The sequence below is a fragment of the Campylobacter concisus genome, assembly GCF_902460575.1.
Classification (GTDB): domain Bacteria; phylum Campylobacterota; class Campylobacteria; order Campylobacterales; family Campylobacteraceae; genus Campylobacter_A; species Campylobacter_A concisus_AW.
Map to the genome: position 1 here is coordinate 306213 of NZ_CABPUY010000003.1, position 23139 is coordinate 329351.

34 protein-coding genes are annotated in these 23139 nt (G+C 38.6%); 8 read left to right on the forward strand and 26 right to left on the reverse strand.

Features of this window, described 5'->3' with window-relative positions; all coding sequences use genetic code 11:
* Positions 1–145: 145 nt before the first annotated feature.
* From rpsH to F3G76_RS08070, 17 genes are all read right to left on the reverse strand, one after another.
* A complete protein-coding gene (rpsH, locus tag F3G76_RS07990) occupies positions 146–541 on the reverse strand; it encodes a 30S ribosomal protein S8 (RefSeq protein WP_009295261.1) in 396 nt (131 codons plus the stop codon).
* 9 nt (positions 542–550) lie between these two features.
* Complete coding sequence (locus F3G76_RS07995) at positions 551–736, reverse strand: type Z 30S ribosomal protein S14 (protein WP_002941532.1); 186 nt, start codon at positions 734–736, stop codon at positions 551–553.
* Between the two features lies 1 nt (position 737).
* Entirely contained in the window at positions 738–1283 is a 546-nt protein-coding gene (rplE, locus tag F3G76_RS08000) for a 50S ribosomal protein L5 (protein ID WP_002941643.1), read from the reverse strand.
* A 5-nt stretch (positions 1284–1288) separates the two neighbouring features.
* Positions 1289–1525 (reverse strand): 50S ribosomal protein L24, encoded by a 237-nt coding sequence (gene rplX / locus F3G76_RS08005; protein ID WP_009295260.1) that lies wholly within the window; start codon positions 1523–1525, stop codon positions 1289–1291.
* Positions 1525–1893 (reverse strand): 50S ribosomal protein L14, encoded by a 369-nt coding sequence (gene rplN / locus F3G76_RS08010; RefSeq protein ID WP_002941516.1) that lies wholly within the window; start codon positions 1891–1893, stop codon positions 1525–1527. The genes rplX and rplN overlap by 1 nt, the downstream gene beginning before the upstream one ends.
* Positions 1893–2144: a 30S ribosomal protein S17 gene (rpsQ, locus tag F3G76_RS08015; RefSeq protein ID WP_002941511.1), complete on the reverse strand. Its 252-nt coding sequence runs from the start codon at positions 2142–2144 to the stop codon at positions 1893–1895. Before rpsQ ends, rplN begins: the two co-directional genes overlap by 1 nt.
* 1 nt (position 2145) lies before the next feature.
* Positions 2146–2340 carry a 50S ribosomal protein L29 gene (rpmC, locus tag F3G76_RS08020; RefSeq protein WP_002941625.1) on the reverse strand — a complete coding sequence of 65 codons (195 nt, stop codon included), beginning with the start codon at positions 2338–2340 and terminating at the stop codon, positions 2146–2148.
* Complete coding sequence (gene rplP, locus F3G76_RS08025; protein WP_002941572.1) at positions 2327–2752, reverse strand: 50S ribosomal protein L16; 426 nt, start codon at positions 2750–2752, stop codon at positions 2327–2329. Before rplP ends, rpmC begins: the two co-directional genes overlap by 14 nt.
* Before the next feature lie 2 nt (positions 2753–2754).
* Positions 2755–3453, reverse strand: a complete 699-nt coding sequence (gene rpsC, locus F3G76_RS08030; protein ID WP_002941650.1) for a 30S ribosomal protein S3 — start codon at positions 3451–3453, stop codon at positions 2755–2757.
* Between the two features lies 1 nt (position 3454).
* Positions 3455–3787 (reverse strand): 50S ribosomal protein L22, encoded by a 333-nt coding sequence (rplV, locus tag F3G76_RS08035; protein WP_002941544.1) that lies wholly within the window; start codon positions 3785–3787, stop codon positions 3455–3457.
* An 11-nt stretch (positions 3788–3798) separates the two neighbouring features.
* Positions 3799–4080 carry a 30S ribosomal protein S19 gene (rpsS, locus tag F3G76_RS08040; protein WP_002941639.1) on the reverse strand — a complete coding sequence of 94 codons (282 nt, stop codon included), beginning with the start codon at positions 4078–4080 and terminating at the stop codon, positions 3799–3801.
* 2 nt (positions 4081–4082) lie between these two features.
* On the reverse strand, positions 4083–4916 hold the full coding sequence (gene rplB, locus F3G76_RS08045) for a 50S ribosomal protein L2 (RefSeq protein WP_002941522.1): 834 nt from the start codon (positions 4914–4916) through the stop codon (positions 4083–4085).
* A gap of 1 nt (position 4917) precedes the next feature.
* On the reverse strand, positions 4918–5199 hold the full coding sequence (locus F3G76_RS08050; protein WP_002941535.1) for a 50S ribosomal protein L23: 282 nt from the start codon (positions 5197–5199) through the stop codon (positions 4918–4920).
* Between the two features lies 1 nt (position 5200).
* On the reverse strand, positions 5201–5815 hold the full coding sequence (gene rplD, locus F3G76_RS08055) for a 50S ribosomal protein L4 (RefSeq protein ID WP_012140561.1): 615 nt from the start codon (positions 5813–5815) through the stop codon (positions 5201–5203).
* A complete protein-coding gene (gene rplC / locus F3G76_RS08060; RefSeq protein WP_002941563.1) occupies positions 5812–6390 on the reverse strand; it encodes a 50S ribosomal protein L3 in 579 nt (192 codons plus the stop codon). The genes rplD and rplC overlap by 4 nt, the downstream gene beginning before the upstream one ends.
* 20 nt (positions 6391–6410) lie before the next feature.
* The gene (rpsJ, locus tag F3G76_RS08065; protein WP_009295257.1) at positions 6411–6719 is read right to left on the reverse strand and encodes a 30S ribosomal protein S10; all 309 of its coding nucleotides are present in this window, start codon (positions 6717–6719) and stop codon (positions 6411–6413) included.
* 293 nt (positions 6720–7012) lie between these two features.
* On the reverse strand, positions 7013–7660 hold the full coding sequence (locus F3G76_RS08070) for a tetratricopeptide repeat protein (RefSeq protein WP_103617599.1): 648 nt from the start codon (positions 7658–7660) through the stop codon (positions 7013–7015).
* A gap of 153 nt (positions 7661–7813) precedes the next feature.
* Between F3G76_RS08070 and F3G76_RS08075 the strand changes: the two genes are divergently transcribed.
* From F3G76_RS08075 to rnhB, 3 genes are all read left to right on the forward strand, one after another.
* Positions 7814–8911, forward strand: a complete 1098-nt coding sequence (locus F3G76_RS08075) for an AAA family ATPase (protein WP_149706407.1) — start codon at positions 7814–7816, stop codon at positions 8909–8911.
* Between the two features lie 80 nt (positions 8912–8991).
* The gene (locus F3G76_RS08080; protein ID WP_149706408.1) at positions 8992–9846 is read left to right on the forward strand and encodes an S-adenosylmethionine tRNA ribosyltransferase; all 855 of its coding nucleotides are present in this window, start codon (positions 8992–8994) and stop codon (positions 9844–9846) included.
* Complete coding sequence (rnhB, locus tag F3G76_RS08085) at positions 9846–10400, forward strand: ribonuclease HII (protein ID WP_103633228.1); 555 nt, start codon at positions 9846–9848, stop codon at positions 10398–10400. Before F3G76_RS08080 ends, rnhB begins: the two co-directional genes overlap by 1 nt.
* On the opposite strand, the gene F3G76_RS08090 is transcribed toward rnhB, so the two are convergent.
* From F3G76_RS08090 to F3G76_RS08115, 6 genes are all read right to left on the reverse strand, one after another.
* Positions 10392–11969, reverse strand: a complete 1578-nt coding sequence (locus tag F3G76_RS08090; RefSeq protein WP_103633229.1) for a DUF4153 domain-containing protein — start codon at positions 11967–11969, stop codon at positions 10392–10394. The two genes, rnhB and F3G76_RS08090, sit on opposite strands and share 9 nt — an antisense overlap.
* Before the next feature lie 92 nt (positions 11970–12061).
* A complete protein-coding gene (gene frr, locus F3G76_RS08095; RefSeq protein WP_002941557.1) occupies positions 12062–12619 on the reverse strand; it encodes a ribosome recycling factor in 558 nt (185 codons plus the stop codon).
* A complete protein-coding gene (locus F3G76_RS08100) occupies positions 12609–13568 on the reverse strand; it encodes a polysaccharide deacetylase family protein (RefSeq protein ID WP_103568888.1) in 960 nt (319 codons plus the stop codon). Before F3G76_RS08100 ends, frr begins: the two co-directional genes overlap by 11 nt.
* 2 nt (positions 13569–13570) lie before the next feature.
* The gene (gene secG, locus F3G76_RS08105; protein WP_103598458.1) at positions 13571–13900 is read right to left on the reverse strand and encodes a preprotein translocase subunit SecG; all 330 of its coding nucleotides are present in this window, start codon (positions 13898–13900) and stop codon (positions 13571–13573) included.
* Between the two features lie 62 nt (positions 13901–13962).
* Positions 13963–14346 carry a thiamine-phosphate pyrophosphorylase gene (locus F3G76_RS08110; RefSeq protein WP_149706409.1) on the reverse strand — a complete coding sequence of 128 codons (384 nt, stop codon included), beginning with the start codon at positions 14344–14346 and terminating at the stop codon, positions 13963–13965.
* Entirely contained in the window at positions 14339–15037 is a 699-nt protein-coding gene (locus F3G76_RS08115; protein ID WP_002941542.1) for a Bax inhibitor-1/YccA family protein, read from the reverse strand. Before F3G76_RS08115 ends, F3G76_RS08110 begins: the two co-directional genes overlap by 8 nt.
* Positions 15038–15208: 171 nt before the next feature.
* On the opposite strand from F3G76_RS08115, the gene F3G76_RS08120 reads away from it, so the two are divergent.
* Genes F3G76_RS08120 through F3G76_RS08135 form a run of 5 tightly spaced genes read left to right on the forward strand, consistent with a single transcriptional unit; the run spans position 15209 to position 20042 of the window.
* A complete protein-coding gene (locus F3G76_RS08120) occupies positions 15209–15853 on the forward strand; it encodes a carbonic anhydrase (protein WP_149706410.1) in 645 nt (214 codons plus the stop codon).
* A complete protein-coding gene (locus F3G76_RS08125; protein ID WP_149706411.1) occupies positions 15846–17690 on the forward strand; it encodes a mechanosensitive ion channel family protein in 1845 nt (614 codons plus the stop codon). Before F3G76_RS08120 ends, F3G76_RS08125 begins: the two co-directional genes overlap by 8 nt.
* A 10-nt stretch (positions 17691–17700) precedes the next feature.
* Positions 17701–17859: a hypothetical protein gene (locus F3G76_RS10495; protein WP_188116276.1), complete on the forward strand. Its 159-nt coding sequence runs from the start codon at positions 17701–17703 to the stop codon at positions 17857–17859.
* Positions 17860–17905: 46 nt separating this feature from the next.
* Positions 17906–19000: a GGDEF domain-containing protein gene (locus tag F3G76_RS08130; protein ID WP_087583618.1), complete on the forward strand. Its 1095-nt coding sequence runs from the start codon at positions 17906–17908 to the stop codon at positions 18998–19000.
* On the forward strand, positions 18993–20042 hold the full coding sequence (locus F3G76_RS08135; protein ID WP_149706412.1) for a GGDEF domain-containing protein: 1050 nt from the start codon (positions 18993–18995) through the stop codon (positions 20040–20042). Before F3G76_RS08130 ends, F3G76_RS08135 begins: the two co-directional genes overlap by 8 nt.
* 25 nt (positions 20043–20067) lie before the next feature.
* On the opposite strand, the gene F3G76_RS08140 is transcribed toward F3G76_RS08135, so the two are convergent.
* From F3G76_RS08140 to F3G76_RS08150, 3 genes are read right to left on the reverse strand one after another with little or no spacing between them, the layout of a single operon-like run.
* A complete protein-coding gene (locus F3G76_RS08140; RefSeq protein ID WP_103568883.1) occupies positions 20068–21351 on the reverse strand; it encodes a TRAP transporter large permease in 1284 nt (427 codons plus the stop codon).
* A gap of 10 nt (positions 21352–21361) precedes the next feature.
* The gene (locus tag F3G76_RS08145) at positions 21362–21904 is read right to left on the reverse strand and encodes a TRAP transporter small permease (protein ID WP_021084026.1); all 543 of its coding nucleotides are present in this window, start codon (positions 21902–21904) and stop codon (positions 21362–21364) included.
* Positions 21904–22896: a DctP family TRAP transporter solute-binding subunit gene (locus F3G76_RS08150; protein ID WP_002941552.1), complete on the reverse strand. Its 993-nt coding sequence runs from the start codon at positions 22894–22896 to the stop codon at positions 21904–21906. The genes F3G76_RS08145 and F3G76_RS08150 overlap by 1 nt, the downstream gene beginning before the upstream one ends.
* Between the last annotated feature and the right edge of the window lie 243 nt (positions 22897–23139).

Below are 23139 nucleotides of genomic sequence, written 5' to 3' on the forward strand. Positions count from 1 at the left end.
ATGCCGTAAATTTGATCGTCAAATTTGACGAAACCTTCATTTGAATTTCTAAATTTAGCTTTGGCGAAATATAAAATTTCACCTAGCTAAAAAGAAATTTTAACCTTAAGTTATAAGGTCAAAATAGCGTTTTTAACGCAGTTTATTACCAAACGGTGCAAAGAACCTCGCCGCCAACGCCAGCTTTACTCGCTTCAATACCGCTCATAACGCCTTTGCTTGTACTAACGATAACTGTTCCGTAACCATTTTTAAAACGCTTAATGTCGTCTTTACCTTGATAAACGCGGCGACCAGGTTTTGAAACCCTTTTAAGCTCGTTTATAACGCTTCTGCCGTACTCATCATACTTTAAAACTACGTTTATAAATTTCTTGTTACCTTCTTCGATAACGTTGTAGCTCTCTACATAGCCTTTTGCTGCAAGGATAGAAAGAGTAGCCTCAACAACCTTAGAATGAAGCAATTTCGCAGTCTCAAGTCTTCTCATACTTGCATTTCTAATGCGTGTTAATCCATCTGATATTAAATCGTTCAACATTTCTCTTCCTTACCAACTTGCTTTTTTAAGACCAGGTATTAGGCCTTCGTTAGCCATTTTTCTTAGGCAAACACGGCAAATTCCAAAATCTTTATAAACAGAGTGCGGACGACCGCAAATTTGGCATCTAGTATAGCCGCGAACCGCAAATTTTGGCTTGCGTGCAGCTTTTGCTATCATTGATTTCTTTGCCATTTTACTTTCCTTTTGCAAACGGCACACCAAATAGCTCTAGCAATTTGAATGCCTCTTTATCGTTTTTAGCCGTAGTAGCAATCGTAATATTCATACCATGAGTTCGTAAAATTTTATCATACTCAACCTCTGGAAACATTAGCTGCTCGCTAAGACCGAAGTTATAGTTTCCACGTCCATCAAAGCCATTTTTTGGAAGACCACGGAAGTCTTTAACTCTTGGAAGAGCAACACTGATTAGCTTATCTAAGAAAGCATACATTTGCTCTTTTCTCAAAGTTACTTTGATACCAACAGGGAAACCTTCGCGAACTTTAAAGCCAGCAACTGATTTTTTAGCATCAGTGATAACTGCTTTTTGTCCAGCGATAAGTGAAATGGTATCAGCCATATTTTGAAGCACTTTCTGATCTTTCGCAGAGTCTCCAGCACCTACACTGATCACGATCTTCTCGAGCGCAGGGATAAGCATTGGATTTTTGATGTCAAATTCTTTTACGAGAGCTGGCTTGATAGTTTCGTTAAATTTATCTTTTAATCTACTCATATCTCTTATCCTTCAACTTTCGCGACGTTTGATATGTCAATTGGCATCTCTTTATTTACGTGACCACCATTTGGAGTTTTTTCGCTTGGTTTGATAGCTTTTTTAGCTACTTTGCATCCCTCAACTATAACCTGACCTTTTTTTGCAAGAACTGCTAAAATTTTACCAGTTTTGCCTTTATCGTCACCAGCGATAATCTTTACAGTATCGCCTTTTTTGACTTTAAATTTTACATTAGCCATTATAAAACCTCCGGAGCTAGCGAAACAATCTTCATAAAGTTAGCATATCTAACTTCACGTCCAACTGGTCCAAAAATACGAGTGCCGACTGGCTCTTTTTTGCTATCAAGTATAACAGCTGCGTTCTCGTCGAAGCGGATTAGCGAACCATTATCTCTTTGAACCTCTCTTTTAGTTCTTACAACAACAGCTTTTACAACCTGTCCTTTTTTGATCTTACCATTTGGAAGAGCTTTTTTAACAGAGCAAACTATGATATCGCCAAGTGTAGCGTATCTTCTTTTGCTGCCGCCAAGAACTTTTATACACATTAACTCTTTTGCGCCGCTGTTATCAGCAACTGCAAGTCTTGTAAAACTTTGAATCATTACTCAACTCCCTTTGCCAATACAGCTTTTAAGCGAAAATTCTTGCGAGCTGAAAGTGGTCTGCACTCAACTGCAACAACTGTATCGCCTGCTCTTGTCTCATTTTTCTCATCATGAACTAAATACTTTTTAAAGCGTTTTACAAATTTATGGTATCTTGGGTGCATAACGCGTCTTTCTACCAAAATAGTAGCTGTCTTATCTCCAGCTTTTTGTAAAACAACACCTTGAATTTCTCTTTTTAATGCCATTTTACGCCCCTTGTCTTGTTGCACTAATTGCAGTGTTGATCTGAGCTATCTCTTTGCGAACAGCACTAATCTCATTAGGGTTGCTTAACTGCATAGTTTTTAGCTTTTGTCTCAATGTAAATAAAAGCACCTTTTTCTCTTTTAGCAACGCGTTTAATTCTGCAACGCTCTTATCTTTTAACTCAGTATATTTCATTTTCACTCTCTCGCGTTACAAATTTTGATTTGAAAGGAAGTTTGTGTAGAGCCAAAGTTAAAGCTTCACGAGCCAACTCTTCGTCAACACCAGCCATTTCAAATATTATACGACCAGGTTTGATGTTCATAACCCACTCTTCAACTCCTGCCTTACCTTTACCCATACGAGTTTGTAGAGGTTTTTTAGTAAGTGGCTTGTCAGGGAAAACCCTAATCCAAATTTTAGCCTGTCTCTTTACGTGACGAGTTAGAGCTTGACGAGCAGCTTCTATTTGGCGTGAATTTACTCTACCAGCCTCAACAGCTTTAAGCGCAAATTCGCCAGTTGCTAAAGATGCTCCGCGAGTCGCATAACCACGGTTGCGACCTTTCATTTGCTTACGAAATTTCGTTCTTTTAGGCATCAACATAATTATTTACCTCTTCTTGCTCTACGTGTTTTCTTAGGTGCTTCTTCTTCAGTTTTCTCAGGTTGAACACCTTTTTGAAGAACCTCACCTTTAAAAATCCATACTTTAATACCTATGTTTCCATAAGTTGTATGAGCCTCAGCTACACCGTAATCTATCTTTGCTCTAAGAGTATGAAGCGGAACGCGACCTTCTAGATACCACTCGGTTCTTGCCATCTCAGCGCCACCTAAACGACCAGCAACTGAAATTTTGATGCCCTTGGCGCCTGATTTTTGAGCACCTTGGATAACTTTTTTCATAGCACGTCTAAATGCGACACGCTTTTCAAGTTGCATAGCTACGTTTTCAGCAGCAAGTTGAGCTGAAGCTTGAGCTTTTCTTTCTTCTTTGATATTTACATTTACTTCTTTGCCGATAAGTTTGCTAACTTCGTTCTTTAGGTTTTCAACATCTTGGCCTTTTTTGCCGATGATGATACCAGGACGAGCTGCAACTACGGTTACACGAAGTTTTTTAGCCGTTCTTTCGATTAAAATTTGGCTAATTCCTGCATAGTAAAGTTTTTTCTTTAAAAATGCACGAATTTTGTAATCTTCACCGATATTTTCAGGAAGACTTTGTTTGGTTGGAAACCATCTAGATTCCCAGTTGCGGTTAATTCCTAGTCTAAGACCTATTGGATTTACTTTTTGTCCCATATTATGCTTCCTTCTTTTCAGGTTTAGATACTTCTACCATTACATGAGAAGTAGGTTTGCGAATTTTGCTCGCTGTTCCTCTTGCTCTTGGTCTAAATCTCTTTAATACAGGACCAGCGTCAACGCGGCAACTAGTTACTACAACTTCTTCTGGCTCAAATCCGCCATTTGCTACTGCTGAGCTAATAGCGTTTGCTATAAATTTAGCACCACGATTTGGCATAAATTGCAAGCTTGCAAGCGCTAGCTCGGCATTCATACCTTGAACTTCTCTTGCTATAAGTCTTGCTTTTGTAGGAGAAAGTCTTACGAATTTTATAATTGCTCTACTCATATCATCTCCCCTTACTTGCCGATTTTCTTTTGCACTGAGCCTTTGTGACCCTTAAATGTGCGTGTTGGAGCAAATTCGCCAAGTTTATAGCCTATATGATTTTCTGTAACATATACAGGTATAAAGCTCTTGCCATTATGAACGTTAAATGTTAGTCCAATCATTTCAGGTACAATCGTGCTACGTCTTGACCAAGTCTTGATTGGTTTGTTATCGTTTGCATTTTTTGCGGCAATAACTTTTTTCATTACATGATCATCTACGAAAGGACCTTTTTTGAGTGATCTTGCCATCTCTATTTTCCTTTCCTTCTTGAAATTATAAGCTTATCACTAGCTTTTTTACGGCGAGTCTTAGCACCTTTAGTTGGTTTACCCCATGGAGTAACTGGGTGACGGCCTGAATTTTTCTTACCTTCACCACCGCCGTGTGGGTGATCAACTGGGTTCATAGCAGAACCACGTGTTTGTGGGCGGATACCGCGGTAGCGATTACGTCCAGCTTTACCTATAGTGATGTTAGCCCAGTCTTCGTTGCCTACTACACCGATACTTGCCATACACTCAGCTAGCACTTGTCTCATCTCGCCACTTGGCATTCTTAAGATAACATACTTCTCTTCTTTACCCATTAGCTGAGCATAACCACCAGCTGAACGAGCTATCTGAGCGCCTTTACCAGGTTTTAGCTCTACGTTATGAACGATAGTACCAACTGGGATAAATCTTAATTTCATAGCGTTGCCTGGTTTAATATCTAGTGAGCCCTCATCGATAGATGCGATAACGTCGCCAACATTTAGGCCATTTGGTCTAATGATGTAGCGCTTTTCGCCATCTTTGTAAGCTATAAGAGCGATACGGCAGTTTCTGTTTGGATCGTACTCGATCGCTTCAACTTTACCTTCTATACCAAATTTGCGACGTTTGAAGTCTATGATACGATAAAGTTTTTTTGCACCTGCTTCTTTATGTCTTGAAGTTATACGACCATTGTTGTTTCTACCGCCAGTTGCAGGTAGTTTAACAAGCAAGCTTCTAACGCTTGGTTTAGCTGTTATATCTTCAGAGCTTAGTCCAGTCATATATCTACGACTAGGTGTATATGGTTTATATGATTTTATAGCCATCTTACGCCTCCGTATTTTCTAGGCTTACGCCTTCAGGTAACTTAACGTAGAATTTCTTTATCTCGTCACGTTGGCCTGCTCTTCCTCTAAAACGCTTAACCTTGCCGCTTATTCTAAGTGAATTTACGCGAACAGGCGTTACTCCAAAATACTCTTGTAAAACCGCTTTTAAGCTGTTTTTTGTAACTCTTGGTGAAGTTTGGATAACAACAACGCCTTGTTCTTGAAGGCCTAGAGTTTTTTCTGTATAAATAATTGTTTTGATATCAGTTATATCCGCCATTTTAGCCCTCTTTTGTTATAGTTTTTAGTGCAGCTTTTTCAATGATAACCGAACTAAATGTAGAGACAAGATAAGCATTTACCTCATTTGCATCTACTACATAGCAGTTTGCTAAATTTCTAAAAGCAAGTAGTGTTTTATCGTCTAGTAAATCTTTAACGATAAGCGCGTCTTTTACTTTTAAATTTTTGATGATATTAGCTGCATCTTTTGTCTTTCCAGACTCGATTGAGATGCTATCTACTGCGAAAATTTTACCATCTTGTGCTTTTACTGCCAAAGCGTACTCAAGAGCTAGTCTTTTTTGTTTTTTATTGACTTTTTGAAAATAGTTTTTCTCGTTTGTTGGACCAAATGCAACTGCACCGCCTACCCAAACGTTAGTTCTAGTTGAACCTGCTCTTGCACCACCACGTCCTTTTTGTCTCCATGGTTTTTTACCACCACCGCTTACAAAAGCACGGCTTTTAGTATGAGCCGAATTTGCTCTTATACCAGCAAGGTAAGATTTTACATAAAGATATAGGTTGTGCGGATTTACTTCAGCGTAGCTTGCAGGAAGCTCTAACTCGCCTGAATTTTCAAATTTATCGTTTAATACGTGAATTTTACTCATTTTACAATCCTTATTTTACCCATTGCACCATTGTGACCAGGAACGCAACCTTTTACAACTACGATGCCATTTTGAGCGTCAAAGCTTATTAGCTCGTTTTTAACAGTAACTTTCTCATTGCCCATGTGTCCTGCCATTTTCATACCTGGTTGAACACGACCTGGCCATTCGCAGTTACCGATTGAACCGTGGCGTCTGTGGAAACGTGAGCCGTGGCTTTTTGGACCACCACCGAAACCATGTCTTTTTACCACACCTTGGTAGCCTCTACCTTTTGAGTTGAAGCTAACTTTTAAAATTTTAGCCTCATTTAATGGTGTAAAGTCTAGGTTTCCAACTTCGCTATTAGCTACTTCAAGCGTAGCAAATTTGTTAAATTCTGCTGTCAGATTGTATTTCTTTTGCTGACCAGCGATAGCTTTGTTGTTTGCTTTAGTGTGGGCATACGCTACGATAGCACGTTTGTTTTCGTCGATCTCACATACTTTAGCCTCAACTAGCTTAAGTAGTGTAACTGGCGTACTCTTCGTGGCAATCGTTCTACTCATGCCTATTTTTTCTACAATATATTCCATACTCTTATCCTTTTGTCCGCTTATTTCATCGCACGAACTTCGACATTAACTTCTGGAGCTAGGTCGAGTTTTGTTAGGCTATCTACAGTTTCTGGAGTAGCAGCTACGATGTCAAGCATACGAGCGTGTATTCTCATCTCAAACTGCTCACGTGAGTCTTTGTTGATGTGTGGAGATTTTAAGACTGTATAGCGTTTGATCTTTGTAGGCATTGGTACCGGGCCACGAACGTCGGCACCTGTTCGTTTGACAGCTTCTACGATTGCTGCAACAGTGCGGTCTAGAACTCTATGGTCGTAAGCTTTTAGCTTTAACCTGATTCTTTCCATGTGTTTTCCTTTAAAAAGAACTTGTCGCAAACTCGCGACCTCTTTACATCAAAATAACTCGCATAGGATCAAGCGATCGTACGAGCAAGACATAGGTCTTTCGTAAAGAGACTGCGATTTTACAAAAAAGTGTATATAAAGTCAAGAATTTGGGATTTTTTTATAGAATTTGTACTATTTATTTCCTTTTTATAAGGAAGCTTTTGTAAATTTGGCTGAAAATTTGAAGAGAAATATTTAAATTTGATTTGGGATAAATTTGGACAGTTTAAAGTCATGTCCAAATTTCAAAATCACCTTGAGCCTTGCTTTAAAAGTTCGTACATTCCGCAGGTTAGTTGCCAAAGCTTAACGCCTCCTTCAAAAGATTGAACAACATTATCGGTAGCCCCGGCAGCGCATGCTCTTTGATAATATTTCATTGCGTCATTTTTCTCATTTATTCCTAAATATGCATCGCCCAAAAAGCTGCAAGCAGTAAAATCCGGCGTGATGTCGCAACTTTTTTTAACACGCCCAAATCCTTCCAAAAACGCTTGCTTCTCATTTATGCCTGAAACATGCTTATTGATATACAAAAATCCGAGATTTCTACAACCGAGCGCGTCGTTTCCGATGTCGCAAGACTTAGTATATAACTCAAACGCTTTTTTGTAGTCCCTCTTTACGCCTTTTTCATTTTCGTACATAAAGCCTAGATTATTGCACGACCTGTAGTTTCCATTATCGCAGCCCTTTTTATAAAATTTCATCGCCTTGCCGTAGTCTTGCTTTACCCCGTACACTTCAAAGGCAAAATCATAAACTCCGCCCACCACACCGCACACCATCTCGTCTCCGGCATTACACTTGTTTTCATAGTCCTTTAGTATATCTGCCATCGGATTGTCTATCGCCAAAGCACTTATTAACATTAGGCAAAAAACCGTAATTTTTTTCATAATATCCGCCTTTCAAATAAAAATTTAACACATTCTACCCCCTCCTACTTAAAAATCGTTAAATTTTGCCATCGTTTTTTTGGCGTCAAATTTCATTTTTTTCCTCTTTATAAGGAAACTTCGCTATAATCTTTCAAATTTAAAAGGCCAAAAATGCAAATCCTAAATGTGCTTTATCAAAATCCGCCCAAAAATATCAAATTTATAGATAGAAAATTAACTATAGATTCATCAAAAACTATCATAATAGGGGCAAATGCAAGTGGTAAAACATCACTAGTAATTGACTATCTAAAAAAATTTAAAAATGAAGAGAGTTTATATATAAATTTAAACGATATTAGGGTCGATAAGAGTGAGATTTTAGAAAATTTGATAAGTTTTTTAAAAATAAATAGTAATGTAAAAATAGTAGCAATAGACAATCTTGACTCACAAATAACCGCTGATAATTTTTATAAAATTTTAAAAGATAATGTAGAAAATATAATATTTACAACAAACAAAAAGAGTATAAAGTTAGAAGAATTTAAGAGTTTAATTTTACACTTTTTAGATTACGAGGAATTTATAGCATTTTTTCATAAAAACCTAGATCAAGACGCGCTTTTTAGCCATTTTTTATCTCGTGGCAGAAGCGTTACTTCAGCACTTTTAGATATTAGCGAAGTAAATTCGTATCTACAAAATATACTTAAAGAAAATTTAGATGATATGCATATAAATTTACTTAAAGAGTGTGTGGCTTTTCAAGGGCAAAGCTTAAGTGTCTATGAGCTTTACAAAAGATTAAAAGAAAGAATAAAGATATCAAAAGATAGCGTATATGCTTCTTTAGGCGAGCTTGAAGAGAGCGGATATATATCATTGGTAGCTAAATTTAATGAGCCAAATGCAACCAAAAGGCTATACTTTGAAGACTTTGCACTAAGAAATGCTCTTAGCTTTAAAAAGGACTTTACCAAAAATTTTACCAATGTAATATTTTGTGAATTATTTAAATTTGAAGAGCAGATTTTTTATACAAAAGAGATCGATTTTTTCCTTAGCAAAAGGAAGCTAGCGATCATCTGCGTGCCATTTTCTGCGCCTGAGATCGTCTTTTTGAAATTTAAAAAACTCCACGCGAGCCTAAAAGAGCTAGGCGTTAGCAAACTTCAAATCATCAGCGTCGCAAATCAAGCCGAGCATAGCATCGAGGGGATAAAATGCGAGATATTGCCATTTTCTAGGTGGAGCCTTGGTTTATAAATTTAAACTCTTTGTTTGTTTATCATTTTAAAAGCCTAGAGATAAAATAGTTATAATCAAAAAAACTATAAAGGACGGACATGAGAGCATTTTTTGGGATCTTATTCATCGCTGCAAGCCTTTTTGGCTATGAGATAAACCACGAAAACTGGGCTAAATTTTATAAATTTAGTGGCGATGCAAATGGTGTGAAATTTGAAGTTTATATGAACTATTTTAAAGATGAATTTGAAAATTTCAAACAAACCAAGAGCTTTAAAGTCCCGCCTAAGATAAGCGGCCACATCTTTTTTGACGGCACAAAATACGACTATGAAAAGGGCTCTTTTGAGCAAAATGGCAGTGAAATTTCATCGCTAAATGCAGTCTCAGATAAGATAAATTTAGACGTTAAAAACGAAAACGGCGAGCTAAAAGGCAAGATAATCGTCAAAAACAAAGCCTACAACGCCACCGTGAAAGAAGAAAAAGAGTATGAGATCCTAAATATCGGCATCCAAATGACCGAGGCAAACGGCACAAGATACGAAGCGATCACTAACGACATCTTCTCAAAAGAGCTAGCCAAAAAGCACAAAAATAAGCTACTTTCGCTGCTTTATGACCTAAAAAGCGAGCGCAAAAAATGGCCAAACAACCAGTACGAGAGCCTGGAAAATATCTACTATATAAATGATAAGATAAAAAGCGTTTGCACCTACAAAAACGCCAAGACAAACTGCGAGGTGATCTCGCTTGCGACAAACAAAAAGCTAAAACTAAAACAAATTTTTAAAGATATGAATAACGAACATCTAAAAGCAGTCCTTGCAACCGCTGGCGTGAGCGATAACTTCGTGCTTTCGCCGCTTGGACTTACATTTTTAAACGAGGAGCAGATCAGCGTCCCACTTGAGGAGCTAAGACCTTACTTTAGCGATGAAGTCGGGCTGTAATGGTTAAAATTTGCGGTATCGACGAGGCTGGGCGTGGGGCGCTGGCTGGACCACTAAGCGTGGCTGCTTGCGTGCTAAATAGCGAAATTTCTGGTCTAAACGACTCCAAAAAACTAACCGCAAAAAGGCGCGAAGAGCTCTTTAAAGAGATCACAAAAAGCTCAAATTTCCTCATCGCCTACTTCTCAAACGCCCAGATAGACGAGCTTGGGCTAAGTGAGTGCCTAAGGCGCGCACTCAAACTTTTCAAGGCGCATTTTGAGGACTTTGAGATCATTTACGATGGAAATTTAGACTACGGCGTTGGTATAACGACTATGATAAAGGCTGACGGCAAGGTCGCTGGGGTAAGTGCAGCCAGCATATTAGCAAAAGTAAGCCGTGACCGCTTGATGAACGGCTGGGATAAATTTTACCCAGCTTACGGCTTTGCGGGGCACAAAGGATATGGCACGAAGTCGCACCTAGATGCGATAGCTAAATTTGGCTACTCAGACTTTCATAGAAAAAGCTTTGTCATAAAGCCAAAACTAGCGCAGAGCTCACTATTTTAGCAACGCATCCTCCATATAAAAAAGCACGCTTGCGTCGTAAAATTTATAAACTCCGTTTTCTTGCACGATTTCCATAGAGCGCAGAACAAAGACCCTTTTGCCTACTTCAAAGATCAAAAGCTTCTCTTTTAGCCGCTCAAAGACCTCAGCGCCAAAGTCGCCATCTGGCTTTAAATTTAGACTTGAGAGCGCCTTTTCTAGGTGCTTTTGCATATTTATGCTAACACTTTCATTATCTAGCTGTATGACGAGCTCATCACCATTTGTGCTGCTTGTGATGGGCATTTTGATGGTCGCATCTTTCACGTTTATAGTGATGCCACTAAAATCTATGCTAAATATCTGCCAATTTTTTTGTTCAGCCACCTCAAGACCAGCTATAAATTTTTTATTTTCTAACGCAAATTTATCGCCGTTTTTTACTAAAAAGTCAAATTTATCTTGCAAAAAGTAGAGCTTCTCTTCGCCTATCTTACTCACGTCGCCACTTAGCGAGCCACTACTATCAAGTAAATTTAGCGCTCTTAGCTCTCTAAGCAAAAGCTCTTTTTGAGAATTTAACACAAGCTGCTTCGCATCAAGGACAAAATGGGTGAAAAATATGCCAAATATCATGAAAAATGCTAGAAATTTATAAGGGAAATTTCTAAGAAATATCATCACAAAATAGCTCAAATTTGCAAATATCACGCAGGCGATGAGATAGATCCTAGCCTCGCTTAGGCCGTACTCGCCGACCCTGTGCATGACGCCCCACCAAAGCAAAACGCTAGGCAAGATGATAAAAAGTGGCAAGAGCTTAAAAATTTGATCATAAATTTGGCTTTTAATTAGTAAATTTAGTCCTCTTAAAACAAAGCCAGCGATCAAGCAGGCAAGCACGATATAGGCTACTCCGCCTCGTGGCAGCTCAAGCAAAACAAGCCTATAAATGCAGTATAAATTTAAAAGCACCACATAGATGATAAGCAGGGGATTTAGGATGAAATTTATGGCGATCTTGATGAAATTTAAGAGCCTATACTCGCTAAATTTACTCTCAAAAAAGAGAAATAGACATGGCAGACCAAAAGAGGCCAGTGTCAGATAGAGCCTTTGCGTCCTGTGGCTGGTTAAAAGCTCTAAATCAAAAAGGTAGTTAAGCCCTGCACAAACAGCCACAATGCTAAGAAAAAATAGATGAAAAAGGGCAAATGATATGAGTAAATTTAAAAGTCTTGCTAGGCTCCCTCTTATAAATTTCTCATTATCTTTGGCAAAATTTAAAGAGAATAAAAGCACAAAAGCCATGAGATAAAGTGCGACAAGATCGCTGGCATGACCGCTTAGCTTAAGGCCAAAAAAGTAAAGTGTTGCGCCAAATATCAAAAAATATAAAGGGAGTAAAATTTGCCTTTTATTTAGGTAGATAGCGACTAAAAGTAGCGGCTCAAGCAGCCAAAAACCTCTATACTCATCCACTATCTGGCTTGGGCTAAGAAAAATGGTAGCTAGGCTAAATGCCAAAATGGTAAGAAGCAAAATTTTCTTATCAGCAAAAGCAGTTTTTAGTTCAGTGGCGATCTGCAAGGTCGTCCTTTAAAGAGTGAAATTTAGCCACATTACGTGGCTAAAAAGTGGAGGTTTAGAAATTTGCAAGGGGCACAAATTTCTAAGTAAATTTAGATTTTTAAAAGCTCGGCTTCTTTCTCTTTTACGAGAGTGTCGATCTTTGCGGTGTATGTGTCGGTTATCTTTTGAACCTCGTCTTGACCCTTTTTGCTCTCGTCTTCAGTTATAGCTTTGTCTTTCTCAAGCTTTTTGACCTCGTCGTTTGCGTCTTTTCTCACGTTTCTGATGCTAACTTTAGCCTTTTCGCCCATAGCTTTTGCGTGTTTTGCATTTTCTTGGCGTTGCTCGACGGTCATCGGTGGGAAAAATAGCTTAACGCTCTCGCCGTCGCTGTTTGGATTGACGCCGATATTTGCAGCTTGGATGGCTGATGAGATCGCTTTTATCATACTCTTTTCCCAAGGAGTGATAGCGATAGTTGAAGCGTCACTCGTAAGCACGGTGGCTACTTGATTAAGCGGAGTTGGCGAGCCATAGTAATCAACCATGACGTTATCTAAGATGTTGATATTTACTTTGCCAGTTCTTAGCGTTGTAAAATCGCGTTTTAAAGAAGCGATCGCCTTTTCGCAACCCTCTTTTTGGGTATCATAAATTTTATTTAGCATTGGTGTCCTTTATTAGAAGTTTTGTGCTTCTGTGATGATCTACTTTTAGCGACATTAACACTTTGCGTTTATCAAGTGGTGGGTTAAATTTACACTCAAAAACGCCATTTGTCATAGGTACTTTTCTAAAGCCGTCAAAGCCAGTCATGAAAAAACTGCCCTCACTGGCGTTTGTGTCGGTCTTGATGATGAGCTTGTCGATCGCGTTATTTTGCGGATAGCCCTCTGGAAATATCCACTGGGCATTTAAAAATTTGCTATTAAAAGTTAGCGCTATCTTTGTGCCATTCATCACTGGCGTTCTGTAAAGATCATAAACATCGCTTTTATCTGAAACTGCGCCTGAGTTTTGATTTAAAAGTGCTAAAAAGCCAAATTCTTTTGCCAAAGAGACGACCCTACTATCAATCTCACCGTAAGGGACTGCGAAGTATTTTGGCTTATAACCCATATGCTTTTCAAAGGTCTCAACGCCTTTTTGAAAGTCCTCTCTTAAGGCCTCATCACTAAGTTTAGTCATCCTTGGATGAGCGTATGAGTGGTAACCGATCTCGCCGTAAGCTTCTAGCTCTTTGATCTGATCAAAGTCTAAATAATCGCCATATTTGTTCGCGCTTGCCTCTACATAGACCATCAAAGCAAATGGGTAGTTATACTCTTTAAATACGCTAAGAGCGTTATTGTAAAAGCTTTTGTATCCATCATCAACGGTGATAACGATCCAATTATCAGGGATCGGCTCGCCAGCATTTACCGCATCGACAAGCCTTGATAGCTTGACAACTTCGTAGCCATTATTTTTGAAGTATTCAAACTGAGCTCTTAAATTTTGAATAGAAATATCTGTGCTAACGTGCCTTGGATCGTCAAAGCGGTGATAAACTAGGATGTGAGCGTCTGCCAAAGCAAACGTTAGCGTCAAAAGTGACGCTAAAAACGTTTTTATCATTGTTATTTTGCTGGATTTTGTGGTGCGCTAGGAGCTGCTGGCACGTCGTTTGATTTTGGTACGACTAGAGATTTGCTATCGACGCTATCAACGATAGAGCGTTTTAGATCTTTGTTGTAAAAATATCCAAGCGCAAGTGTGTTTAGGATAAACAAAACACCTACCACAAAGGTAAATTTGGCTAAAAATCCAGCTGGTCCTTTTGCTCCAAAAAGGCTCTCGTTGCTTCCACTGTATGCTCCAAGACCGATAGATGAGCTCTTTTGGAGTAAAACTGCGATCGTGATAACGACAGCTAGAACAAATTGTAAGATTAAAAATATTAAACTCACGAAATTTCCTTTAAATTTTTTAAATAGTTTGCGATTATACAAGAAAAGATTTAAATTTTTAGTTAAAGTTCTTTTTCAAGCTCATAAAGTTCGTATCTTATGCTTTTAAAAAGCTCGGCTCGCTCTAAATTTATAAGCTTAAAGCACTCTTCAAGCACGCGGGCGCTCTCCTGAGCACGCTTGAAATTTGCAGTGACGATCTCATCTAAATTTGATCTTGTCTGCTCGCTTTTTGTGCTGGTTTTTAAAACATCATTTTGTGAATTTCTAAATTTTAAAAATTCTTTTTGCGGGATCTTTGCCTTGTGGCGGAGGGACTTTATCTTATAGGCGAGCTTAGCATCATCAAAGACATATCTTTTTATATCTTCAACGACGCGAAGCCCTTCTTTTAGCCTATTTAGATTCGCATCTATTACTCGGTAGATGCGCTCGTCATTAGTCATTTCTATTAAAAATGCCTAAAATTTGTAGTAATGATGTAAATAAATTTACAAAATCAAGATACAAAGCAACTGCACCCTCAACTGGTGTCTCGTAGTTGCCACGGATGATATTTTGTGTATCAAAAAGTATGTAAGCACTAAATAAGATCGATGAAATACTTGCGATTACAAGTTGAAACATCGTGCTTTTAACGAAAATGTTGATGATCGCTGCCACAACGATAACTATCAAAGTTATAAATAGCATCTTGCCCATCGTTGTAAAGTCGCGTTTTGTATTCATCGCAAAGACGCTTAATGCACCAAATGCAACTGTTGTCAAACCAAACGCTTGAGCTACGATACTAGCGCCACTTGGCATAGCAAGGATCGCTGAAAGTAGCGGAGTTAGCGTAAGACCGCTTACAAATGTAAATGCGAAAAGAAGTATTAAATTTAATCCCTCTTTGCGTTTAGCCGCCATTAGCCCAAAAAGTAGAACAAACTCTAGTATCACAAGTCCCCAAAACAAAAATCTATTTGCCGCAAAAACGCCAGCAATGCTAATACCTACATAAGCGCCAGCAGTAGCTGAAAGTAGTGATGCTGCAAAAAGTTGATAAGTTTGTTTTATAAAAGTGCTTAGTGAGCTTTGAGAATACGCAAGCTCTTCTTGATTTTGCTTAGCGTAGTTTCTATCATACAAACTCATTTTTTCTCCTTATGAATTTTTGTGGTGAGTTTAGCCTAAAATAATTAAACAATATATAAAAAGAAGTTTAATAAAAAATATTAGTTTAAAGTCCGTTTTAGAGGGCATTTTTTTGATTAAATAAAAGTTGCTATAATCGCGTTAAAATACAAAAAAATGGAGATAAATTTTATGGATGATTCAATACTTGAAGGTGCAGTAAAATTTATGGAAGATGGCTTTTTAGAGCATGAAGAGCTCTTTAAAAGCTTGCAAAGCAAACAAGATCCGCACACACTTTTCATATCATGTGTGGATTCAAGGGTCGTGCCAAATTTGATAACAAACTGCCTACCAGGCGAGCTTTTTATGGTGCGTAATATCGCAAACATCGTGCCACCATATAGAGTGAGCGAAGAGTTTTTGGCGACCACTTCAGCGATAGAATATGCGCTTGAAGTTTTAAATATAAAAAATATCATCATCTGCGGACACTCTGATTGTGGTGGATGCGCAGCACTTTATGTTGATGAAAAGAAGCTAAAAAACACTCCAAACGTTAGGAACTGGATCAGGCTAATCGAGCCGATCAAGCGAGAAGTGCTTAAATTTACAAGCGACGATCCAGCCAAAATGGCATGGCTAACCGAGAGGCTAAACGTGATAAACTCAATCGAAAACATAATGACCTATCCAAATGTAAAAGAGGAGTATGAAAGCGGCAAGCTTCAAATTTATGGCTGGCACTACATCATAGAAACTGGCGAAATTTTTAGCTACGATTTAAAAGAGGGCACGTTTAAGCTTTTAGCGGACAGAAGGGGCGAAAATGCGTAAATTTCTAGCCATTATCCTGCTTTGCTTTACCTTTGCTTTTGCGGCTGAGAGCAACAAAACTCAAGAAGAAGACATAATAAGCATAACAAATCAAATCCAAACCATAAACAGCCAGATAAATATCATAAAATCTCAACAAAAAGATATAAACGCTTCAAAGGTTGATAACTCAAATTTGATCACTCTTCAAAAGAAAAAGAGCGCTCTTTTAGAAAAGATACCAAACTATATCATGCAGATCGAATTAACCCAAAGCGATATCAATAAATACAATCTGCAAAAAGAGGTGCTAGAGAAAAAGGTAGCTAGACTTGAGAAGCAGTCAAACAAAGACGCCTACATTCAAAGCGCCATCGAGCTTGAAAAGATGAAGGTTGATTCTGCTTATTACTCAGCGCTTGTCAGCCTTGAAGAGGTCTTTAAAAAGGGCGCTAAGGCAAATTCTATAAGAGATGTGATAGATAATGGACTTTTAAATTTACAGACAAATTCTTATGTGAGTATAAAAGATCTAAAAGACTCACTAAATGACACTTCAGGTTCTTATGACAACGCCTTTTTTGACCTTGAGCTGAAAAAAGAGACGCAAGAAGAAATTTTAACCTACCTTAAAAATAACGCCGATCTTCTAAGCTCAAGCATGCTCTTGTCTGAGCTAAATTTAGTCGATGCGGTCGAATACATAAACAAAGCAACTGACATAAATTCAAGTAAATTTAACATCGGCAAGATCGTTGTTATCGTTGCGATATTTTTATTTTTCGTTTCGCTAACTAGAATTCTAGCCAAACTAACCTACTGGCTAATGTCGCTCATCGCTTCAGGCGAAGGGGTAAAAGAGGCTAAAAATCAGATCGTTGATATCGTGAAAAAGCCGATCTCAGCACTTCTTATCATCTATGCGCTAAATATCTGTATCGGCGTTGGATTTTACCCAGTGCCAGTGCCTCTAACGGTAGCAAATATCTTTTCTATCATATATATAGTCGCATTTTCATGGCTTGTCCTAACCATACTAAATGGCTATGGCATCGCTATAATCGACAAGATCGCGCAAAAAAGCAAGCGTAAAGAGGTGATAAACCTAGCACTGAAAGTCATCTACGTGATCGTGCTAATCATCACACTTTTACTGATCCTTCAAAAGCTTGGCTTTGATATCTCAGCGCTCATCGCCTCACTTGGTATCGGTGGTCTTGCCGTTGCCTTCGCTGCTAAAGACATCATCGCAAACTTCTTTGCCTCTGTTATGATGCTCTTTGACAACTCATTTTCACAAGGCGACTGGATAGTTTGTGGTGATATCGAGGGCACAGTCGTTGAGATAGGATTTAGAAAAACAACTGTTAGAAGCTTTGATAACGCCCTTATCTTCGTGCCAAACTCAAAGCTAGCTAGCGATCCTGTTAGAAACTGGAGCAGAAGAAAGGTCGGAAGACGCATAAGAATGGTTATTGGCATCGAGTATGGACCAACTACAGAAGAGATCAAAAAATGTGTAAATGACATCAAAAATATGCTGATAAATCACCCTGATATCGCTAAAAGCGAAGATATCGCGGCTAATAAAAGAGGACTAAAATATAGACAAAACATAGTCTCAGTTGATGACTACGCTGGATATAAGTCAAATTTATTTGTCGTGGTTGATGACTTTGCTGATAGCTCGATAAATATCCTAGTTTATTGCTTTGCAAAAACTATTGTTTGGGGAGATTTTCTAGACGTAAAACAAGATGTAATGTTAAAAATTATGGATATTTTAAAGCAAAATGGTCTAAATTTTGCATTCCCAAGCCAAAGCTTGTATATCGAAAATATCAAAGATAAAATTTAAGGAGAGAAAAATGAGTGATGATTTTGACTACGAAGAGGCAGAAGAAGACTACTCTGAATTTAACGACGAGGATGAGGATAGTAGCGATAGCTATGACTATAACTACGACGAAAATGACTACAACTATGAAGATAGCGATGAGGATGAGGATAGTTACGACTCGTATTAAAATGATCTAAATTAAATTTAATGGATGAAATTAACGGAGAGAATGCTTGGTACAGGAATTTATAGAGCAAGATAGCTATAAGGCTATCGATGACATTTACAAAACGATATTAAACGTAGCGATAGTAAGTAACGCCTTTGTCTTGATCGTGCTGTGTAGTTTTTACTTTGACTTAACGATCATTTTTATCTGTTTTTTATTTCTTTCTATTAGCACTGCTTTAAGGATTAGATTTAATATCAAATACAGATTTTTAATCTCGGCCATCTTTCAACTAAATGTCATCACCGCAGTTATCGCTGGCGTTGTTGGCATGGGCTGGAGCTCTAATATATGGATAACACTCCTTGGCGTTATCTTTATAAACTACTTTTTGGCTTTTAACCAAAGACTTCTTACCTACTCTGTCTGCCTTCTTGAGCTATTTGTCCTTTTGTGGCTATATCTTACATATAAAGATAAAGTAGTTGAGATAGACACCATGGTACAAATAGGCTCAACCTGTATAAGCGTTTTCTTTACTTTTTACTTGGTCTTTAGGCTTTCGTTTTTCTCTGATGCGATCACATCTAGTGGCTACAAACAGATCAGCGAAGAGAAAGAGGAGATAGAGAGAATTTCTAAGTATGACTTTTTAACCGGTCTTTTAAATAGACGCTCTATTGAAAGAACTCTTAGATATGAGCTAAAAGAGCTTAGAGAAAAAAGCAGTGACGCAAATTTAGTCGTTATGCTAGGAGATATAGATAACTTCAAAAAGATAAATGACACCTACGGACACGACTGGGGCGACAAGGTCTTAAAAGAAATAGCAAGGGCCTTGCAAGATACTTTTAGAGAAAATGACCACATTTGTAGGTGGGGTGGAGAGGAATTTCTAGTTATCTTGCCTGAAGTTAAAACTGAAGACGTAAAAAAGGTAGAAACCAGACTTGGCACAAGGATAGCGCAGGTAAAGTTGCCTGATAAGAGCTCAGTAACCATGACCTTTGGTCTAGTCCTTTGCGCAAATGGCGTTATAACTGATATCGACACAGTCATAAACAAAGCTGATAAAAAGCTATATGAGGGTAAGAAAAATGGCAAAGACCGCATCGAGTATGAAATCATGAAGGCAAATAAGGACAAAGACAATGCCTAAAATTTCACTTTATATCTCACAAAAGATCATCGTCTTTTCACTTCTAGCTGTACATACTTTTTACCTAGTTATGTTCTGCCTCATGGGCGAAGAAATTTTGGCTGTGGCAAACATCCTTTCTGTTAGCATATATCTTTTTGCACTAAAGATACTCTTTGATAGCGAAGAGAACAACAAGATCGTGATGCTCATATTGCAAGTAGAAATTTTACTCCACGCCTCACTTTGTGTCTTTATCCTTGGACTAGGCTGGGGCTTTGAAATTTTATTTTTAACATCGACAATTAGCCTCTTTTTCTTATCAGTTAGCTTTAAAATGTTAAGCAGAATTATCTCTTTGCTAGATATCGCGGCATTTTTACTTTTTTATCTAGTGATAGATATACCAGCAAAGCACGATCCTTTATACAAAGAGATATTTTTTGTATTTAACCTAACTGCATCTTGCGTATTTGCTGTCTTAACCTCATTTTTGCTAGAGAGCTCAAATTTATTTATATTCTTAGGCATCTTAGAAGAGAAAGAGTCCGCTAAAGCCGTCTTTAACCACGATCCACTAACTGGGCTTTTAAACCGCGCCTCAATGCAACAAATTTTTAGACAAAAGAATTTATTTGACGGCAATGACTTTGCTATCGTGATGTGCGATATCGATAACTTTAAAAAGATAAATGATACCTACGGACACGGCGCAGGCGATGAAGTGCTAAAGAGCCTTTCTAAAATTTTCAAAAACGCTTTTAGAAATGAAGACAGGGTTGCGAGATTTGGCGGCGAGGAGTTTTTGGCTGTTATCTTTGATGTTAAAAAAGCAAAAGCAGTTAGCATCTTAGAGCGTATCAGAGAGACGCTTAATCAAAATGTCGTTGAATTTGAAAACCATAGGATCATAGCTACTATGACCTTTGGTGTCGTGGCACATAGTGGTAACACTGAGGTAAATATCGAGCGTATGATAAAGCAAGCTGACGAGCTACTTTATGTCGGTAAGCGAAATGGTAAAAATATCGTTATGAGTGCGGATTACGATCCAAAAGGATAAATTTAGAGGCCTAAGCCTCTAAATTTTAATGTCCATACATTATGTTTGGTAGCCAAAGTGAAATTTGTGGTATATAAGTAACCAAGATAAGGCCAAAGAACAAGGTTAGCGTCCATGGCAAGCACGCCACAATGACCTCTTTTAAGTTCATATTTGTAAGACCGCTTGCGACAAATAAATTTAGTCCAACAGGCGGAGTGACCATACCTATCTCCATATTTACAACCAAGATGATACCAAAGTGAATAGGATCGACGCCTAGTTGCGTAGCTATCGGAAGCAAGAGTGGCACCATGATCATGATAACGCTTGAAGGCTCCATAAACTGACCCATGATAAAGAGCAAGATATTTACAAATATCAAGAACCCTATCATGCCGATATTTGCGTCAAGTATCATAGAAGCGATCGCTTGTGGGATCTGCTCGCTAGTTAGCAAATATGCAAAAACAACGGCATTTGCGATGATGAAAAATATCATAGCTGTTGTAAGGGCTGAGTCTAGGCAGATATCCCAAAGATCTCTTATCTTTATATCTCTATAGATAAAAAGTGAGATAAATAGCGCATAGACCGCACTTGCCGCAGCAGCTTCAGTCGGAGTGAAAATGCCTCCATAAATTCCGCCAATAACCACGACGACGATTAATAAAGCCCAAAATGCTTTTGCAAATTTTTGCACTCTTGCTTTAAATGGCTCAGCCTTAGTCGCTTTAAATCCAAGCTTTTTTGCTCCGACATAGGTTTGCACGAGCATAAAAGCACCAAGCATAAGACCAGGCACGACGCCCGCCATAAAGAGCTTGCCGATACTAACCTCAGCAGTTACGCCATAAACTATCATAACAACTGAAGGCGGGATCAAAATTCCAAGCGAGCCAGCCGTAGTTATGCCACCCACTGCGTACTCTTTTGGATAGCCAGCCTCTTTTATCGCTGCAAACATAATTGAGCCTATCGCCACAACCGTCGCAGGCGAGCTTCCAGATACCGCCGCAAAGATGATGCAGGCAAATATCGCACTCATAGGCAAGCCACCTGGCAAGTGTCCGACCATAGACTTTGCAAAGTCGATGATACGCCTTGCTGAGCCGCCTTTACTTAGTAAATTTCCGGCCAAGATAAACATCGGTATCGCCATTAGCGAAAATTTATTGATACCATCAAAAATTAGCTGCGGGATCGTAGCGATGTCGATATCTGTAAAAAATATCATCGTTAAAACGGTGCTTGTACCTAACGAAACCGCGACTGGCACGCCTATTAGCATCAGTGCAAAAAGCAGGATAAATAAAAATGCTATTGTCATCTTTTTCTCCTTAGTCTTTGACTACGCTACCATGAGCTAGCTCGTGCGCTTCGTTGCTTACGACCTTTGCTGCTGGAGTTAGAGCTACTTTTATAGCCTTTTCAGCCGAGCGGTAGCTAGCTGTGACAAAGGCTATTGGAAGCACTAGCATAGGGACCCATTGAGGTATGCCAAGGTCTATTATCATCTGCTCGATCTCGTGCAAAATTTTAAGATAATCCACCGAATAAACCGCGATAAATATCAAAAAGACAGTCGTTAAGATGTGCGAAAAGAGCAGGCATGCCTTCGCAAGCGCTGGTGGAAATTTCTCCACCAAGATAGTTACGCTTACGTGGATGCCCTTGTTAAAGCCATACGCTGCGGCAAAAAACGCCGACCAAATGAAGAGGTAGTTTGATAGCTCGCTCGCCCATGACCAGCTTTTGTCAAAAAAGTATCTAGCCACGACGTTGGCAAAGGCTAGTAGCGTTCCACTAGCTAGCCCTAAAACGGCGATAGTCTTATTGAGCGAGACTATCAATATATCAAGAGCGTTAATGAAATTTTTCATTATTTTGTCTCGATTGTTTTTTCTATAAGCTCTTTGCCGATGACGTCGTAAAATTTAGGATAGATAGCCTGCATAGTCTTCTCCCACTCAGCTTTTTGTGCGTCGTCTATCTTGAAAATTTCTAGCTTTTTAGTCTCTGCTATATATTTTTCAAGCTCGGCTATGACGTGAGCGTCCTCTTTAGCTGTCTCTTCTCTCTCGTAAGCTGTAGCCTCGCTTAGAGCTTGTTTTACATTTGCTTTTAGATCATCTGGTAATTTGTTCCAAAATTTATCGCTCATAACGACTAGATAGCCTAGATATCCGTGGTGTGAAAGCGTAAGAGAGCTTTGAACCTCGTGAAATTTAGAGTTATAGAAATTTGAAAGTGGGTTTTCAGTCGCATCAACTACGCCTTGTTGAAGCGCAGAATAAACCTCTGAAAATGGCAGAACTTGCGGGTTGCCACCGATCGCTTTGATCTGCTCTTCAAGCACTTTTGAGCTTTGGATTCTAAATTTTTGTCCTTTTGCATCTTCTGGCACAAGGATCGGTTTTTTGCTTGAGCTAAAGTGCTTAAATCCAGCATCCCAGTAATCAAGCGCCACAAAGCCTTTCTTAGTCACAAGGCCTTTTAGCTCCTCGCCAACTGCGCCATCTTGAACCTTGTGAAGGTGGTCTGCATCTTTAAAGATGAAAGGCAGGTCAAATAGCTGAAACTGCGGCACGATAGGTGTAAATTTAGAAAAACTAGGAGCTGCCATTTGAACGTTACCAAGTTTTAACGCGCCAAAAACTCTATCGTCATCAAGTAGCTGTGCTGATGGGAAGACTTGAACTTTTATCTTGCCGCCACTTAGCTCTTCAGCACGCTTAGCAAAAAAGTCAGCTGCCTTGCCCTTTGGCGTAGAAGCTGCGACAACGTGAGCAAATTTGATCGTATAGACCTTATCAGCACCAAATGCTAAGCCACTGATGGCACATGTAAAAAGTAAAGCTTGTAAGAATTTCATCTTTCATCCTTTGTAATAGTTTTGATAGGTGCATTATAAATTTCAAAAATAAAAATTTAGAAATTTTGTTTCATAAATTCACATATCTTTATTTTTATATGTGTATTTTTGTAACATTTTTGATCTAAAATGGATAGTTTTTACTTTGTAAATTTAACGTAAAAATTTATTTATCGCGGTTTATTCGGTGGATTATCTTAAAATTTTGCACGAGATCGAGCAGATGATAATAGACCTTGGCAT

Excerpts from the sequence above, each read along its gene's own strand:
- F3G76_RS08070 (WP_103617599.1), bottom strand. The coding sequence starts at position 7,660 with ATGAAAAAAATTACGGTTTTTTGCCTAATGTTAATAAGTGCTTTGGCG.
- rplB (WP_002941522.1), bottom strand. The coding sequence starts at position 4,916 with ATGGCTATAAAATCATATAAACCATATACACCTAGTCGTAGATATATG.
- F3G76_RS08150 (WP_002941552.1), bottom strand. The coding sequence starts at position 22,896 with ATGAAATTCTTACAAGCTTTACTTTTTACATGTGCCATCAGTGGCTTA.
- F3G76_RS08110 (WP_149706409.1), bottom strand. The coding sequence starts at position 14,346 with ATGACTAATGACGAGCGCATCTACCGAGTAATAGATGCGAATCTAAAT.
- rnhB (WP_103633228.1), top strand. The coding sequence starts at position 9,846 with ATGGTTAAAATTTGCGGTATCGACGAGGCTGGGCGTGGGGCGCTGGCT.
- F3G76_RS07995 (WP_002941532.1), bottom strand. The coding sequence starts at position 736 with ATGGCAAAGAAATCAATGATAGCAAAAGCTGCACGCAAGCCAAAATTT.
- rplX (WP_009295260.1), bottom strand. The coding sequence starts at position 1,525 with ATGGCTAATGTAAAATTTAAAGTCAAAAAAGGCGATACTGTAAAGATT.
- F3G76_RS08145 (WP_021084026.1), bottom strand. The coding sequence starts at position 21,904 with ATGAAAAATTTCATTAACGCTCTTGATATATTGATAGTCTCGCTCAAT.
- rplC (WP_002941563.1), bottom strand. The coding sequence starts at position 6,390 with ATGGAATATATTGTAGAAAAAATAGGCATGAGTAGAACGATTGCCACG.
- rpsJ (WP_009295257.1), bottom strand. The coding sequence starts at position 6,719 with ATGGAAAGAATCAGGTTAAAGCTAAAAGCTTACGACCATAGAGTTCTA.
- rpsH (WP_009295261.1), bottom strand. The coding sequence starts at position 541 with ATGTTGAACGATTTAATATCAGATGGATTAACACGCATTAGAAATGCA.
- F3G76_RS08135 (WP_149706412.1), top strand. The coding sequence starts at position 18,993 with ATGCCTAAAATTTCACTTTATATCTCACAAAAGATCATCGTCTTTTCA.
- rpsS (WP_002941639.1), bottom strand. The coding sequence starts at position 4,080 with ATGGCAAGATCACTCAAAAAAGGTCCTTTCGTAGATGATCATGTAATG.
- rplP (WP_002941572.1), bottom strand. The coding sequence starts at position 2,752 with ATGTTGATGCCTAAAAGAACGAAATTTCGTAAGCAAATGAAAGGTCGC.
- F3G76_RS08100 (WP_103568888.1), bottom strand. The coding sequence starts at position 13,568 with ATGATAAAAACGTTTTTAGCGTCACTTTTGACGCTAACGTTTGCTTTG.
- frr (WP_002941557.1), bottom strand. The coding sequence starts at position 12,619 with ATGCTAAATAAAATTTATGATACCCAAAAAGAGGGTTGCGAAAAGGCG.
- F3G76_RS10495 (WP_188116276.1), top strand. The coding sequence starts at position 17,701 with ATGAGTGATGATTTTGACTACGAAGAGGCAGAAGAAGACTACTCTGAA.
- F3G76_RS08140 (WP_103568883.1), bottom strand. The coding sequence starts at position 21,351 with ATGACAATAGCATTTTTATTTATCCTGCTTTTTGCACTGATGCTAATA.
- F3G76_RS08080 (WP_149706408.1), top strand. The coding sequence starts at position 8,992 with ATGAGAGCATTTTTTGGGATCTTATTCATCGCTGCAAGCCTTTTTGGC.
- rpmC (WP_002941625.1), bottom strand. The coding sequence starts at position 2,340 with ATGAAATATACTGAGTTAAAAGATAAGAGCGTTGCAGAATTAAACGCG.
- F3G76_RS08115 (WP_002941542.1), bottom strand. The coding sequence starts at position 15,037 with ATGAGTTTGTATGATAGAAACTACGCTAAGCAAAATCAAGAAGAGCTT.
- rplD (WP_012140561.1), bottom strand. The coding sequence starts at position 5,815 with ATGAGTAAAATTCACGTATTAAACGATAAATTTGAAAATTCAGGCGAG.
- F3G76_RS08075 (WP_149706407.1), top strand. The coding sequence starts at position 7,814 with ATGCAAATCCTAAATGTGCTTTATCAAAATCCGCCCAAAAATATCAAA.
- F3G76_RS08125 (WP_149706411.1), top strand. The coding sequence starts at position 15,846 with ATGCGTAAATTTCTAGCCATTATCCTGCTTTGCTTTACCTTTGCTTTT.
- F3G76_RS08120 (WP_149706410.1), top strand. The coding sequence starts at position 15,209 with ATGGATGATTCAATACTTGAAGGTGCAGTAAAATTTATGGAAGATGGC.
- rplN (WP_002941516.1), bottom strand. The coding sequence starts at position 1,893 with ATGATTCAAAGTTTTACAAGACTTGCAGTTGCTGATAACAGCGGCGCA.
- rpsQ (WP_002941511.1), bottom strand. The coding sequence starts at position 2,144 with ATGGCATTAAAAAGAGAAATTCAAGGTGTTGTTTTACAAAAAGCTGGA.
- F3G76_RS08050 (WP_002941535.1), bottom strand. The coding sequence starts at position 5,199 with ATGGCGGATATAACTGATATCAAAACAATTATTTATACAGAAAAAACT.
- rplE (WP_002941643.1), bottom strand. The coding sequence starts at position 1,283 with ATGAGTAGATTAAAAGATAAATTTAACGAAACTATCAAGCCAGCTCTC.
- rplV (WP_002941544.1), bottom strand. The coding sequence starts at position 3,787 with ATGAGTAGAGCAATTATAAAATTCGTAAGACTTTCTCCTACAAAAGCA.
- rpsC (WP_002941650.1), bottom strand. The coding sequence starts at position 3,453 with ATGGGACAAAAAGTAAATCCAATAGGTCTTAGACTAGGAATTAACCGC.